Source organism: Streptomyces virginiae (genome assembly GCF_041432505.1).
Classification (GTDB): Bacteria; Actinomycetota; Actinomycetes; order Streptomycetales; family Streptomycetaceae; genus Streptomyces; species Streptomyces virginiae_A.
The window spans coordinates 7,497,493-7,512,656 of record NZ_CP107871.1; the positions used below are offsets into that span (position 1 = coordinate 7,497,493).

At 69.8% G+C, this 15,164-nt stretch carries 6 protein-coding genes and 4 pseudogenes; 4 read left to right on the forward strand and 6 right to left on the reverse strand.

The window, feature by feature from the left end; genetic code table 11:
- Positions 1-59: 59 nt before the first annotated feature.
- Positions 60-1,601 (reverse strand): annotated as a pseudogene (locus OG624_RS34505) (alanine/glycine:cation symporter family protein).
- Positions 1,602-2,001: 400 nt separating this feature from the next.
- On the opposite strand from OG624_RS34505, the gene OG624_RS34510 reads away from it, so the two are divergent.
- A complete protein-coding gene (locus OG624_RS34510) occupies positions 2,002-2,883 on the forward strand; it encodes a potassium channel family protein (RefSeq protein WP_371640267.1) in 882 nt (293 codons plus the stop codon).
- 16 nt (positions 2,884-2,899) lie between these two features.
- On the opposite strand, the gene OG624_RS34515 is transcribed toward OG624_RS34510, so the two are convergent.
- On the reverse strand, positions 2,900-7,834 hold the full coding sequence (locus OG624_RS34515) for a DNA repair ATPase (protein WP_371640268.1): 4,935 nt from the start codon (positions 7,832-7,834) through the stop codon (positions 2,900-2,902).
- Between the two features lie 98 nt (positions 7,835-7,932).
- Positions 7,933-9,993 carry a flotillin family protein gene (locus OG624_RS34520; protein WP_371640903.1) on the reverse strand — a complete coding sequence of 687 codons (2,061 nt, stop codon included), beginning with the start codon at positions 9,991-9,993 and terminating at the stop codon, positions 7,933-7,935.
- Positions 9,994-10,547: 554 nt separating this feature from the next.
- Here OG624_RS34520 and OG624_RS34525 point away from each other — a divergent pair.
- From OG624_RS34525 to OG624_RS34535, 3 genes and pseudogenes are all read left to right on the forward strand, one after another.
- A pseudogene (locus OG624_RS34525) lies at positions 10,548-11,345 on the forward strand (FAD-dependent monooxygenase); the annotation flags it as partial.
- A 73-nt stretch (positions 11,346-11,418) separates the two neighbouring features.
- Positions 11,419-11,964 (forward strand): annotated as a pseudogene (locus OG624_RS34530) (FAD-dependent monooxygenase); the annotation flags it as partial.
- Between the two features lie 106 nt (positions 11,965-12,070).
- Positions 12,071-12,658: a TetR/AcrR family transcriptional regulator gene (locus OG624_RS34535; RefSeq protein WP_371640269.1), complete on the forward strand. Its 588-nt coding sequence runs from the start codon at positions 12,071-12,073 to the stop codon at positions 12,656-12,658.
- Positions 12,659-12,776: 118 nt separating this feature from the next.
- Here the strand turns inward: OG624_RS34535 and OG624_RS34540 are convergent, their stop codons facing one another.
- The 3 genes and pseudogenes from OG624_RS34540 to OG624_RS34550 form a co-directional block, all read right to left on the reverse strand.
- On the reverse strand, positions 12,777-13,862 hold the full coding sequence (locus tag OG624_RS34540; protein ID WP_371640270.1) for an SPFH domain-containing protein: 1,086 nt from the start codon (positions 13,860-13,862) through the stop codon (positions 12,777-12,779).
- Positions 13,863-13,865: 3 nt separating this feature from the next.
- Positions 13,866-14,297, reverse strand: a complete 432-nt coding sequence (locus tag OG624_RS34545) for an NfeD family protein (protein WP_371640271.1) — start codon at positions 14,295-14,297, stop codon at positions 13,866-13,868.
- 99 nt (positions 14,298-14,396) lie between these two features.
- Positions 14,397-15,079: pseudogene (locus tag OG624_RS34550) on the reverse strand (NAD(P)/FAD-dependent oxidoreductase); the annotation flags it as partial.
- Between the last annotated feature and the right edge of the window lie 85 nt (positions 15,080-15,164).

Sequence of the window (15,164 nt, forward strand, 5' to 3'; positions counted from 1 at the left end):
CACACCAAGGCGCAAGGTGTGTACGAGCCCGCTCAGGAGCCGGGCCGCCGGGGGGACGGTCAGACGGTGGTCTTCACCGGCTCCTGGTCTTCGTCCTCGTCTGCTTCGGTGTCCAGGCCGGCGTCGCGGCGGCGGACGAAGTCGAGGAAGCTGTTCAGCTCCCGCTTGACCACGGGGGCCAGCAGGTACAGGCCGATGATGTTGATGACGGCGAGCATGAAGAGCACCGCGTCGGCCATGTCGATCAGGGTCTGCAGGGTGAGCAGCGAACCGGCGACCGCGAACAGCGTGTAGAAGACCTTGAAGGTCAGCTCGCTGGTCTTGCTGCGGCCGAAGAGGTGGGTCCACGCCTTCATGCAGTAGTAGCCCCAGGTCAGCACGGTGGAAATGGCGAACAGCATCACCGCGATGGTGAGGATGTACGGGAACCAGGGCAGGACCGTGCCGAAGGCGTCCGAGGTGATCGTTACGCCGCCGACGCCGCCGTTCTCGCGGGCCTCGCCCCAGCTGGCCGGGTTGGCGATGACGATCGTCAGAGCGGTCATCGTGCAGATGACCACGGTGTCGATGAACGGCTCCAGCAGCGCGACCAGGCCCTCGCTGGCGGGGTGCTTCGTCTTGACCGCGGAGTGCGCGATCGGGGCCGAGCCGAGACCGGCCTCGTTGGAGAACGCGGCCCGCTTGAAGCCGACGATCAGCGCACCGAGGACACCACCGACGACACCCTGCGGGTTGAAGGCACCCTCGATGATCGAGGAGATCGCGGACGGCACCGCGGAGACGTTGACCAGGATGACCACGAGGCAGGCGACGATGTAGATGCCCGCCATCGCCGGGACGAGCTTGCTGGTCACGGAGGCGATGGAGCGGATGCCGCCGAGCAGGACGATGCCGACCAGGGCGGCGATCAGGATGCCGAAGAACAGCGCGCCGGCCGAGGAGCCCATCATGCCGCTCTCGCCGCCGGTGACGGAGACGAGCTGCGCGTAGGACTGGTTGACCTGGAAGAGGTTGCCGCCGAAGAGCCCGAAGAACAGGATCATCACGGAAGCGAGGACACCCAGCACTTTGCCCAGCTTCAGGCCCTTGGCGCCGAAGCGGTCGGCCAGGCCCTTGGGCAGGTAGTGCATCGGGCCGCCGGAGACCGTGCCGTCGGCGTGCACCTCGCGGTACTTCACACCGAGGGTGACCTCGACGAACTTCGTGGCCATACCCAGCAGGCCGCAGAGGATCATCCAGAACGTCGCACCGGGTCCACCGATGGAGACGGCGACGGCGACACCGGCGATGTTGCCGAGGCCGACGGTCCCGGAGACGGCCGCGGTCAAGGCCTGGAAGTGGTTGACCTCACCGGCCGAGCCGTCCTCGTCGTACTTGCCGCGCACCACGTTCACCGCGAGGCGGAACTTGCGTATCTGCACCAGGCCGAACCAGCCGGAGAAGACCAGACCGGCCACTACGAGCCAGGCCACGATCAGCGGGATCTGTGTCCCGTTGACGGGGACGGATTAGAAGACGATGTCTCCGAGCCACTTGGCGATGGGCTCGAAGAATCCGCTGACGGCTTCGTCTACGGAGGTGGTGATGGTGTCGAGTGACATCTGGCAAAACCTCGATGGCGCAGAGCCGGCGCAGTGCGGTGCGGCGGCTGTGGATGCGGGCTTTGAGCGAACGCCGTTGTCCGGTCGGCGACCCTGGTCGTCTCGATCCGTGGACTCGGAGCGGGACTTCCCTGGTTCGTACGTGGCCGGTGCGTGCCGGCGCTCCGCATGCGGCGAGGGGTGGTGCCGAAGCGGAGTTGCGTATTCATAGCACGCTCTTTACCGAATCTTTAGTGATCCAGATCACTGCTGCGGGCGGCTGGCGTGCGATTCCCAGGTCCGGTGATGCGATCGTTATCCGGATTTGAGGTTTTGCTGAGCGGACGCGGCATGTGGGCGACAGCTCTCCGGAGGCCGGCAACGGGGCTGAGGCGACGAGGGAAGGGGTAGAGAAGTCCGCATGAACTGGCTGATCACCTTTGCGGGCGCGGCCCTGGTGCTGTTGGTCCTTCGGGACGTGTTCCACACCCTGTGGCACCCCACGCGGCACGGCGGTCTCAGCCGACTGGTCATGACGGCCCTGTGGCGGCTGGCCTCCTCCCTGCCCCTGCGCCGCCGGGCCTCAGGGCTGGCGGGCCCCCTCGCCATGGTGATCGTGGTCGCGGCCTGGGCCCTCACCGCGGTCCTGGGATGGACCCTCATCTACTGGCCGCACATGCCGCAGGCGTTCACCTACGCCACCGGACTGAAGCCCTCCGACCACGCGGGATTCGCGGACGCCCTGTACGTGTCCCTGGTCCACATCTCCACCCTCGGCCTCGGCGACATCGCACCCGCCGAGGGATGGCTCCGGATCCTCGCGCCCATGGAGGCCCTCGTCGGCTTCGCCCTGCTCAGCGCCACGGTGGCTTGGACACTCGGCATCTACCCTGCGCTGGCCCGCCGCCGCGCCCTCGCCCTACGCCTCTCCCACCTCGCCCGCACCCATCCCACGACGGAGCAGATCGACGCCGACGCGGGCGCGGCCATCCTCGACGGCCTGGCCGGGGCAGTGGCTGTGGTCTCCGTCGACTTCCAGCAGTACGCAGAGTCCTACTACTTCCACGACGGCGACGACCGGACCTCCCTCGCCCGCCAGATCGCCGGCGCCATGAACCTGGCGGACCAGGCCGCGGCGGCCCGCCACCCCGACGTCCGGCTGTCCGCCGCCGTGCTCCGGGCAGCGCTGGACGACTTGGCCGCCATCCTCGACGAACGCTTCCTGCGCACCCGGGGATCAGCAAGGGAAGTCTTCGAAGCCTTCGCCCACGACCACGGCCGCCACACGGGTGGCGGAACCTGATGTGACCGTCCCGCCTTCACCCCCGTAGACCGTGGTCGCCCTCCCGGGCAGCGTGCCGGCCGCCCGGGAGGGCGAGCAGGTGGCGTGGGTCCGTCGCCCGGGTGATGGCGCCCTCCACAGCGGCGACCCGGTCGGCGAGCAGGCCGAGTGCTGCGACCGCCCGGGTCAGCGGGTCGTCGTCCCGGCCTCCGAGGACCTGGCCCCGGGCGTAGGAGGCGGTGACCGCGGCCCAGCGGGCGTCCTGCTCCGGGGTGAGGGTGCCGCGCAGGGCGGCGAGCTTGAGGCGGTTGGCCTCGGCCTCGGTGGTGAGGGTCTGGGCCTCTGCCGCGTAGTGGTCGTCGACGAGAGCGGTCAGCTCGGCATCGTTCATGACCGGCGAGAGCCGGGCCGCGATCTTGTTCATGTTGCGGTAGGAGCCCTGGAGCCGGAACGGCGGTTCGGTTCGGCTTGCGTCGCCCTGTGCCGCGGAGGCGATGTAGGCGGCGTTGACCGCCAGGACCGTCGTCCGCGCGGTGAGGAGGTGACGCAGCACGGCGAGGATCTGGTCCAACTCGGCCGAGGGATACGGGTGGGCGAGCCGGTCACGGCCGGCGGTGGGGTCCCCGTCGGCGAGGCGGACGAGGAGCTCCAGGTCCGCGCGGTCGCGCCCGGCGAGCGGCGCCAGGACCGGGTTGGAAGTGAGTGCGTTCTCGACGAAGCTGAGCGCGAAGGCGTCGTCCTTCCCCGTGAGGACATCGCCCAGGTTCCAGACGTCGGCGCGATTGGCGAGCATGTCGGGGACGCGGAAGCGCTGCCCGGACTCGGTGTACGGGTTGCCGGCCATGCACACGGCAAACCGCTTGCCGCGCAGGTCGCGGCCGTCCAGCGTACGGGTCGTGTCGCACAGCGGGATGAACTTCTGGAGCAGTTCCGCCGAGGTGTGCTGGATGTCGTCCAGGTAGAGCATCACGTTGTTGCCGGCCTCCAACGCGAAGGCGATCTTCTCCAGCTCGCGGCGGGCCGTGGCATCCGGGGCCGCCTCAGGGTCGAGGGAGGTCGTGCCGTGCCCGAGGGAGGGACCGTCGATCTTGATCAGGAGCAGCCCGAGGCGCTCGGCGATGTACTCGACGAGGGTCGTCTTGCCGTATCCGGGCGGTGAGATGAGCATCAACAGCCCGCTGCTGTCCGTGCGCTTGTCGGCCCCGGCCGCTCCGATCTGCTTGGCGAGGTTGTCACCCATCAGGGGGAGGTACACCTCGTCGACCAGCCGATTGCGGACGAAGGAGGACATGATCCGCGGACGGTGTGAATCGATCCGGAGCCGCTCGTTCTCGGCCGCCGTGAGGACGCCGCGCTGCCGCTGGTAGGCGCGGAAGCCCGGGACGTCCTGCACGGCGAAGTCGGCGTTGCGGGCGAGGAATTCGTCCAGGCGCAGGACGAGGGAGCGTCCGCTGATCCGAGGGTGGGCGCCGAGCAGCCCGGATACGGTCGCGGTGGTGGCGCCGGCGGCCTCGTAGCGGTCCAGGCCGGTGCACAGCTCGACGGCGGCGGCCTCGGCGATGTCGCCGTCGTCGATGTCCTCGCCGCAGGCCGCCGCGTAGGACGTGAGCCAGCCTTCGACGAGCTGGCTGCGGGCGGCGAGGTCGGGGAGGGCGGTGAGGTCCTCGTCATAGGGCGAGGCGCCCACGCTGCGGCGGAACTTGTCGAGGAGCGTGCGGGCCGCGGCGGAAACGGCGAACCCGGCCGGTTCACAGGCCAGCTCTTCGAAGAGGTACTCGGCGGCGCGAGCCGGCGCGGCCGTGTCGGGAGCGAAGGTCACGATGGCCTGGGTCAGTTCGCCTTGGAATGCGTTGAGTGCGGGACTGTGCCCGAAGGTGTTGCGTGCCCGGGCCAGGGAGACGGCGCGGCGAGTGAGGGAAGCACGCTCCTCGACGGTCGTGCCGTGTGCCCAGAACAGTGCGGCGGCCGCCCGGTCCCGGGCCGGGTAGCGCAGCAGCCCGGCGCTCTCGTACAGGCGCAGCAGCACGCGCAGGATGGCGGCGGCGTCGTGGTCGTGCACCCCGCGCTCGTAGCCCTCGTCGTACGCGGCCTCGGCGGCCTGACGGACGAGGGCATCCAGGTCGGAGGCGGCGAGGGCCGCGCTGCCATGTTCCGCCAGCAGGCGGGCCGCCAGGTACTCGGCGCGGTAGACCACGGCCGACTCGGACGGCAGCAGCCGGTCCCAGTACGGGCGGGTGGCGGCGAACTGCGGATCGGTGACCGGGCGGCGGTAGTCGGTGCCGGTGAGCGCGAAGGCCAGGCCGTCCCCGTGCGGTACGAGGGCCAGCTCGGTGGACTGCCGGGTGACCGCGAACCGGTGCCGGCCCAGGCGAATCGTCTCGCCGCCGTCGGCGAACAGCTCCGTACGGTCGCGCAGCGCGCGCCCCGCTTCCTGCCGTGCGGCGGAGAGCAGACCCGTCAGCTCCTCCGCCCGGACGGCATCGCCGAGTTCGCGCAGTTCGTCGGCCGTGCGCCGGGCCCTGCTCACCATCGGGTCGGAGGCGAAGAACGTGTGGATCTCGTCGGCGCTGTCCAGCGTCGTCACCCGGCGGGAGACCGTCTCCAGCACACGGCGCGCGGAGTCGGCGAGGGCCTCGGCACGTCGGGCGCGGGCGTCCTGGAGCGTCTGTCGGCGGGCGGAGAACGCGTCGTGGACCTCGGCCCGCTTCCCGGCGATCTCGGTCAGGAACCCGTCGTGCTCCGCGTAGCGCGCCTCCAGGTTCTCCAACCGGAGCAGCAAACGGGCGAGTTGGGACGCGCACTCCTCGGGGGTGCCGGCCGACGCGAGGGCGCCGGTGACGGCTTGGCCCAGCAGCGCGCACTCCGCCGTGAACCCGGCGCGCCCTTCGATGTCGAGCAGTTCTCGGCGGCGGGATGCGAGCGCGGCGAGGGCCCGGTTCACTGGGGCGAGCACCTCGGAGATGCGCGCCAGGATGGCGGTGCGGACGGTCGCGTCGCCGATGTCCAGGTCGGCGACCACCTCGGCAAGGGACTGAAGGCCGAAGCTCCGCTTCTCCAGGCGTTCACGGAGGGGGGCGGTCTCGGCGACGGTGGGGACCGCCCCGGCGTCGACGGCGAGCTGTTCGGCCTCGTCCACATGCGCGTCGAAGACGTCCTCACGCGAGAGGAAGGCCACGGCGCGCTGCCCGGCAGCGGCGATGTCCGATGCCACGTCACGGCTCAGGGCTTCGATGGCGCTGGTGTCGGCGTACCGCATATCGCCGAGCGTGAGCAGGTGTCCATGGGCCCGGCGCAGTTCGGCGATGCGCTCGATCCACTCCTCGGCAGTGGCCGGGGACTCGCTACGGGCGCGGCGCACCAGCCGGGCGATGTTCTGGGCGGACTCCGCGAGGGCGTCGGCGGCCTGCCGGGTGAGGGAGGTGACGGACTCGAACTCGTCGAGGACCTGCTCGGCGGTGGCCCGTACCGCCTCCAGCGCGCCACGCAGCTCGCCGGCCTCCGCGTCGCCCAGCCAGGGGTGCCGGTCGGCGGCCTTGACGCAGGCGGAGAGCAGCGCCTCGTACAGCGGTCCGCGGGGTGCTGATCCGGTCTCGGCGGCCTGTCGTGCGACAGCCAGGCAGTCGGCGATGCCCCGGACCAGGTCGGCGTTGCCGATCCGGCCGAGCGAGCCGCCTCCGGCGGGGGAGGGGTGGGTGTCGGAGGTGAAGGGGGTCTGCCAGGTCTGCAGCGGGTGCGTTCGAGCCGGCTCGTCCGCAACGGCCCGCAGGACGACGAGGGCTCCGTCGTCGAACAGGGCGTGGCCGCGGCAGGAGATCGGCGCGGCGACCTCCTTGCGGATCACGTTGTACGGGAGCAGCAGGGTGCGTCCCTCGGAGCGGGCGTGGAAGGCGAACAGCACGTCTTCGCCGTTGGGGGCGCGGAAGGTCCGCTCGAACTCCAGGCCGGTCGGGTCCGCGACCGCCGGGTCGAAGGTCCGGACGGTGCCGGAGCCGAGGCAGTAGCCACCGGGAAAGACGATGCCCTCGTCGTCCGGCAGCCGCCGGCAGGACTGCCCGATGCCGTCGAGCCGGACCACCGTGCCCGTCACGGAGTTGAAGACCAGGTGGCGTCGCGCCTGCTCCTTGTACGGGCGGATCCGGAGCAGGATCAGCGGGCCGACAGAGGCGTGTGCGATGTCGGCATCGGCCAGGGACTGGAGCGGCTCATCGACGGGCTCGCGGTGGACGCCCTCGTCCGTTTCTGTGTCGTTGTCGGTCTTCACCGTGAGCGCGCCGCCCACTGTCGAGACGAAGAGGCGGCCGTCGATGGAGACGTGCGGATGGCGGCCCTGGACGTGGTCCTCCCGGGTGGTCTCCTGCCACTTCACCTCGTGCGCCGCCGGGAGTACGTGGTCGCGCTCGCCACGGGCGTCCAGGAACCGGGCCTGACCGTCCGGGGTGAGCGACCAGCGCAGGACGCGGATGTCCTCGGCCTGCTCCCCGGTCCGGAACACGGCCAGCAGCTTGCCGTCCACCCGGCGCAGCTGGAGCAGGCGCGCACCCCGGTAGTACCGGTGGAGCGCGGTGAACTCCCTGACGAATTCCGGGTCGTCGAGCAGGCCGGGGGCCGCGTCGGCGGGGAGCGGGTTGAAATCGCGGTCGTAGAGGGCCAGAACGTCGGAGACGGCCCGATCCGGGCTGGTGGAAGCGGCACCGTTGCAGCCGAAGAGGAGGACGTCTCCGACCGCGACGATGTCGCGGGCCGTCCTGCTCTCCTCGGTGCGCAAACGCCCGGATCCCGAGAGCACGAGCCCGGTGGAGCCGAACTCCTCGATTCTGGCCTTGTTCAGCGTCTCGGTGCGGCGGGTGAGCTCTGCGGCCTGGGCCGTGAGCCGGTCGCGCAGCACCCCGTACGTCCCGGCGTCCAGTCCGGCGTTCGTTTCGGAGACCGTCTCCGGCTCCGTCGCCCTGACCGTGCTCGTGGCCGTGGTCATCTGGTCCAGCTCCTCGTCGTTCAAGGCGGTGACGCGGTTGCGGAGCCGCCGCCCCCTCCGCGGCGGCTCCGCAACCCCTGACCGCACCCCCGTGTCGGTCAGCTCTTGGCGGTGCCGTTGACGGCGCCGTTGGCAGTGGTGAGGGCATCGGTGAGCCCGCTCACGGGCATGTCGGCCAGGCCCAGTTGCCGGGCCTTGGCGATCAGCTCGTCCAGCTGCCCCGATCCGGCGGGCATGAGCTTCATCAGCAGGGCGGACACGGTCAGGTTCTGCACGTCGGATGTGGAGACCGAGCCGAGCACCTTGGTCAGGTCCCCGGTGAAGGAACCGGAGCCGTCCAGCCAGGGCTCCGCCAGTGCCTTTGCGGTCTGGGAGTTGTCCATGAATCCGTCCACGGCGCGCCCCATCGACATCGCCCCGACGATCCGGTCGAAGAACACCGACTCGCCGCCGATGATGTTGATGTCGGCGCTCTCCAGCCCCGTCGCGAGCACGGTGGCCTGGGCTTCCGCGACGTGCCGCTGCACGTCGAGGCCGGCGAGCCGGATCTCCTTCTCGGCCTCCAGCCGCAGCCGGTACTCCTCGTGGGTGCGCGATGCCTCGTCGAGGGCGGCCATCGCCGCCGCCTTCTCGGTCAGGCCCTCGGCCTCCGCCTTCAGCTTCTCGCCGATCGCGGTCGCCTCGGCCAGTGCCATCTCGCGGGCGCCGTCGGCCTCCGCCTTCAGCCGCGCCGTCGTGGCCCCGGCCTCGGCCCGGCCGGCCTTCTCGATCGCGTCCGCTTCCTTCTCCCGCACGGCGACCGCGGCCAGGCCCTCGGCGGCGGCCTCCGCCTGGGTGCCCTCGGCCAGACGGATCTTGGCGCGGGCGTCGAGGTCGGCTGTCTTGTTGCGGGCCTCGGCGAGGGTGAGCTCCTCCGCCGCCCGGTGTACGGCCGCCTGTTCGGCCGCCTCGGCGGCCTTGATGTCCTTGACGAGCCTCTCCTGGGCCTCGGCCTCGGCGGCGATGACCACGGCCTGCCGGGTGCGCTCCGCCTCCTCGACCGTCCGGAGCCGCTTGATCGACTCCTCCTGCTCGGCGACCGTACGGTCCACCGCGACGCGTTCGCGCACGACCTCGGCGATGTCCCGCTTCTGGATCTCGACCTCCTTGTCGGCGGAGATCCGCGTCAGCTCCGTTTCCCGCTCCCGCGCGATGACCTCCAGCTGCCGGTCCTTCTCGATGCGCTCGTTCTCGATGGCGATGACCCGCTCACGGTTCTTCTGCGCCACGGCCACCTCGCGGGCCTGGTTCTCCCGCTGGATGCCGAGCTGCTCCTCCGTCTTGAGGAAGGCTCCCTGCGCCCGCAGGCGCTCCTCCTCCATCACGCGGGCCGTCTCGGCCTCCTCGCGGGCCCGCACGGTCTCGATCTCCCGGCGCTGCTTGGTCTCGGCGTCGGCCTGTCGGCGCTCCAGCTCCAGGATGGCCTCGCGGGCGTCGACGTTCTGCCGGGTGATCTCCTTCTGCTCGTGCTGGCGGAACTCGTTGGTACGGACGTTCTCGATGGCCGTCAGCTCGGTGATCTTGCGGATGCCCTGGGCGTCCAGGATGTTGCCGGCGTCCAGCTGCCCGAGGGGCGTCTGCTCCAGGTAGTCGATGGCCGCGTCCTCGAGGCTGTAGCCGTTGAGGTCGATGCCGATGATCTCGATGATCCGGGACCGCAGTTCCTCGCGCATGGTGTAGAGGTCGGTGAAGTCCATCTGCTTGCCGACGGTCTTCAACGCCTCGGAGAACTTGGCGCTGAACAGCTCCTGCAGGGTCGCCTTGTCGCTGGCCCGTGCGGTTCCGATGGCCTGGGCGACCTTGATGACGTCCTCGGCGGTCTTGTTGACGCGTACGAAGAAGGAGATCCGGATGTCGGCGCGGATGTTGTCCTGGCAGATCAGACCGTCGCGGCCGGTACGGGAGATCTCGATGGCCTTCACCGAGATGTCCATGACCTCGGCCTTGTGCAGTACGGGCAGCACGACCTGCCCGGTGAAGGTCACGTCGACCTTCCGCATCTTCGAGACGATCAAGGCCTTGCCCTGCTCGACCTTGCGGAACAGCCGGGTCACCGCGATCAGCGCGGCGATCGCGACGACGATGACGACGATGACGAGCGTGCCAAGGCCCGTTGATATGGCATCCACGAGAACTCCCCCATGAAAGTGCGTAGCTGAGCGGCGGCGGCCAGGCCGTGAGGCCGAGCTGTCGCCGTATGTCGTTGAGAGGTGCTACCGGAAGGCGCCGTCCGCGAGATCCCCGGCGTGGCGGGCGGCAGCGATGCCGGAGCGGAGGGGCTGCCCACGAGTGACGGACGGCCCGGGACGCCCCACTGCGGCCGTCCCGTGCTGGGCCGGATCCCGCGTCTGCCCGGTCCCGACCGCTTCCGGTCAGCCGGCGAAGCAGCGCCGGGACGGCCCGGGTTCATCAGGGAAGAGCGGGGCCGGGGAGCCCGAAGTGGCCTCGGTGTACTCGTCCACGCTTCCCCCCTGCCGTGACCACATGTTTCCGGAGCCCGGCATCAAACGCCTGGGCCATCCCGTCCTTGAGGCATCTTCCGTCAAGCCAGGGCCTGCCCACATTGCTGACCGCTGGCAATCTTTACGCCCTTTTAATGCCGCTGCAGGATGCGGGAGTCTGACATTTGCGTTAGCGTCTAACATTAGTTAGTTACTAACTTTAGGTGGTGGCGATGCCTTCGACGACCGTCGTCGTGACCGGTGCCAGGCCGACCGGACTCGCTCTGGCCTGCGGACTGCAGGCTGCCGGAGTCGCGGTCCGGGTGCTGGACAAAGCGCCCGGACCGGCGATGACCTCCCGAGCGCTGGGTCTGCAGCCCCGGGGGGCGGAGGTACTCGACCGCCTCGGGGCTCTCGGCGACCTGCCGGAACGACCCGTGCCGATCGCGCACGTCCTCACGTACGTGGACGGCAGTCCATTGGCGCGACTCCCCGTGGGGCAGCCCACGAAGTTGGTGACCAGACCCGGCCTGCTCATGTCCCAGTCCGAGGTCGAGGCGCGGCTCCGTGACCGCCTGGCCGCGCTCGGCGTCGAGGTCGAATGGGGCCGCGAGCTGCTGGACGTTCACCAAGAGGTGGACGAGGTCGTTCTGCGCCTCGGTGACGGCGAGCAGCGGGCCGCTTGGCTCGTGGGATGCGACGGCGCACACAGCCGCGTACGCAAGGCCGCCGGGATCGGCTTCCCGGGCGTTCCTGTCGTCGAACGCTTTCTGCTGGCCGATGTGACGGCCCGTCTGCCGATTCCCAGGGACTCGGTGGCGGTCTGGCTGCGCGGGGACACGATGCTCGGTGTGTTTCCTCTTCCGGGCGAGGACATGTGGCGGCTGATGGCCCCGGCGCCGACCGGATCCGACGCCGGACCGATGACGGTGCTGACCGAGTTGCTCCAGAAAGAGGCAGGAGTTCCGGTGAGCGCTGTGCGCGAGGTCCTGTGGACGTCCACCTTCCGGATCCACCGGCGCCTGGCATCGTCATACCGAGCGGGCAGGATCCTGCTCGCCGGCGACGCCGCGCACATCCACAGTCCGTTCGGCGGCCAGGGGCATGAACACCGGGCTGGGGGATGCGGAGAACCTCGCCTGGAAGCTCGCCCTCGTCGCCACCGGACGTTCCGAGGACGGCTTGCTCGACTACTACGAGGCGGAACGCAGGCCCGTCGCCCGCGAGGTCCTGCCGTCCACGAGCGCCATGACGGGCATGATTCTCGGACAGACTGCTCTGGCGCGGACCCTGCGAGATCACGTGTTCGTACCCCTGCTGAACCGGCCTTCGGTGCAGCGCCGGCTCTGGGAGAAGTCCTCTCAGCTGACCCTCACCTACCGAAGGGGCCCGCTCGGCGCCGGCCACCACCTCCGCGGCTCGGGGCCGGTGCCGGGCGACCGGGTACCCGACCGGTCCTGCACTCACCAGGACGGCACCAGCACTCGCCTGTACGGGGAACTGCGGACCGGATGGGCCCTCCTCACACCCGCCGGGGTCAGCGCCGACCACGAGGTGGTCGCCCGTCGGCGCCTTGGTGCGGACCGCGTCACCACCCTCACGGCTGTGGAGGGCCGGCAGCACGTCATGCTGGTTCGACCTGACGGCCATCTCGCCTGGCACGGAACCTCTCCCGAAGCTCTCGGCAGGGCGCTGGACGCATACTTGTCAACGGCGGAGGCAGCAGGCACAACGATCGTCCGGAGGCGACAGGCCCATGAGTACGTCCCCCACGTCGCCCGGGCTGCGGGAACGCAAGAAGGCGCAGACCAGGCGGACGATCCAGGAGCACGCGCTGCGACTGTTCCTGGAGCAGGGGTACCAGAACACCACCGTCGAGGAGATCTCCGCCGCGGCCGGCGTTTCCCACATGACGTTCTTCCGGCACTTCCCCACCAAGGAAGCGGTTGTGGAGTCCGACGACTACGACCCGCTGATCGTCCGGCTCATTCAGGAGCGCCCGCCGCAGGAGGACGGCCTCACCGCCCTCCGTAACGCCCTCGGCCAGGGCCTGGAGACGGTGTACGCCACCGGCAGGGACACGCTGCTCGCCCGTACGCGACTCATCTTCGATACGCCGGCCCTGCGCGCCCGCACCTGGGACACCCAGTACGCAACCCAGCGGCTGTTCGCGGATGCTCTGAGGTCACGGAACCCGGAGGAGAGCGATCTCGCCACTCGTGTCACTGCTGCGGCCGCGCTCGCCGCAGTGACCACGGCACTCGCCGCCTGGGTCGAAAGTGACGGCGCCCTGGAACTGCCCGCCCTGGTCAGCGAGGCGTTCGGTGCCTTGCGTACCGCCTGACAGACAGCAGCTATCTGCACGAGTGGTGAAGCTGTCGAACCGTGGGCCCTACCTGTGACGACCTCCCCGCTGCAGCGGGGTTCACCCGTACCGCGACCCAGACCAGGGTTGCGGGCTTTCAGTCGGGCTGACCTGCAGGTGGCGTCTCCGGCTGATGGTGACGTCCCGCAGTCTCGAGGGAGGACGGCAGCGCGCCGGTGGCGGCGGCGTCGGCTTCCGCTGCGTCGGCGAGGGCTTCCGCAGCGGCTTCTGCCGCCTTCGCCGCGTCGTTCGCGGCCTGGACGGCCAAGTCGTCCGATGACGTCCGGCGGGTGGCGGCAGACTGGGGGAGGACTTCGCTGAAGGCCCGGGAGACGTCCCGGAGAGCGGATGTGACCTCGCCGGGGATTACCCAGAAGGTGTTTCCCGGGCTCTGCGCGAGTTGCGGGAGCGTCTGGAGGTACTGGTAGGCGAGCAGCTTGGGGTCGGGGTCGTTGCGGTGGACGGCCTGGAAGACCTCGTCGATGGCTCGCGCCTGACCCTCCGCCTTGAGGATGTCGGCTGTCCGGTTGCCTTCCGCGCGGAGTACCGCAGCCTGCTTCTCGCCTTCCGCGGTCAGAATCTGGGACTGGCGCTGCCCCTCGGCCCCGAGAATGACGGCCCGCTTGTCCCGCTCGGCCCGCATCTGCTTCTCCATCGCGTCCTTGATGGACTGCGGCGGGTCGATTGCCTTGATCTCCACCCGGTTGACCCTCAGCCCCCACTTGCCGGTGGCGTCGTCGAGTACGCCGCGAAGCTGGTTGTTGATGGTGTCCCGTGAGGTCAGCGTCTTCTCCAGGTCCATGGATCCCACCACGTTGCGCAGCGTGGTGACGGTCAGCTGTTCCACCGCCTGCAGGAAGTTGGCGATCTCGTAGGCGGCAGCGCGCGGGTCGGTGACCTGGAAGTAGAGGACGGTGTCGATCTCGACGACCAGGTTGTCCTCCGTGATGACCGGCTGGGGTTTGAAGGAGACGACCTGCTCGCGCAGGTCGATCACCGGGTAGACGCGGTCGATGTACGGGATGACGACGTTGAGTCCGGGCTTCAGAGTGCGGTGGTAGCGGCCGAGCCGTTCGACGTTGCGGGCGCGGGCCTGGGGGACGATGCGTACCGCACGGATCACAGTGAACACCGCGAGGACCGCTACGAGCAGGCCGACGATGAGGAACGCCGAGATCTCCATGGTTCACTCCCGGGGATAGACGAGCGCGGTGGAGCCTTTGATCTCGATGACGTCGACGGTTGTTCCAGGAGGAATGACTTGCGTCTCGTCGTAGGCGCGGGCCGTCCATTCCTCGCCACCGATGCGGACCCTGCCGCTCAATCCCGTCACCTCGGCAGTCACGTACGCGGATCCTCCGACCAGGGCCTCCACGCCGAAGCGCTCGCCTTCCCGTGGCATCAGGTGGCGCATGGCGATCGGGCGCAGGAACACCAAGCCGACCGTCGCCACGAGTGTGAAAGCCAGGAGCTGCCATGGGAGGGGCAGTCCGATCGCCGCGAGGACTGCGGTAACCAGCGCGGCGCCGCCGAGCAAGCCGAGTGCGGCGGTGAGAGTGAAGATCTCCGCCACACCCAAGAGAGCCGCGGTGATCAACCAGATCAGCCAAGGGTCCATCGCCTACGCCTCCCGACAGGGTAAAGGAGAACGTTGCTATTGTCGCTTTTCCAACATTTTACCCAGTTTGTTCGGATGGAATCGGAGCCAGTGTCCCGCCGGGCGGCACCCCGGCCCTGTCGCGTAGGCGCAGTCACCGGCGGCGTACACGTTCGGGCGCGAGACCGAGCACACGGTGCGGTCGACGACGATCCGGCCGGTCTCGGCGACCTCCTGGCCGGTGTCCGCCGCGATGGAGTGCACGGCGAACCCGGCCGACCACACGGTCACGTCGGCCGGGATGGACGTACCGTCGGCGGCGAACGCCCCTGTCGGCTTGACGGCTTCCATGCCGGAGGGCTCGTGGACGGTGATGCCGAGCCGGTAGACCTGGCGCAGGCAGCGGGTCTTCGACGAGCTCGGTGGCGGTCTCGATGCCGGTCAGCCCCTCGCCGACGACCAGCACGGTGCCGCCCTCGCCCAGGCAGCCAGGCGCTCGCGCAGACGCAGCGCCGAGGACCGGCCGGTCACATCGAAGGCATACTCGGCCACGCCGGGGACGTCATGGTGGGCTACGGAGCTGCCGAGCGCGGAGAGAAGCGTGTCGTACGCGAGCTCGCCGTCGCCGTCCTCGCGGGTCACGGCGACTGTCCTGCGCTGGGGATCGACGCCGGAGACCCGCGCCAGGCGCAGCCGTACCCTGCTGCCCGCGAAGACGTCGGCCTCGGCGTCGGCGGGGAGAGCCGACGGGCCAGGCTCCCGGCGGCGAAGGCCCCGGTGCATCCGGCGCCGGGTACGACGATGCGGTACTTCGAGACGTTGCCCTTGGCTCGTTCGCGTGCTCCTTGAACGGGACGCTGCCCCGATTTGCTGATGGGAGTCGGGTAT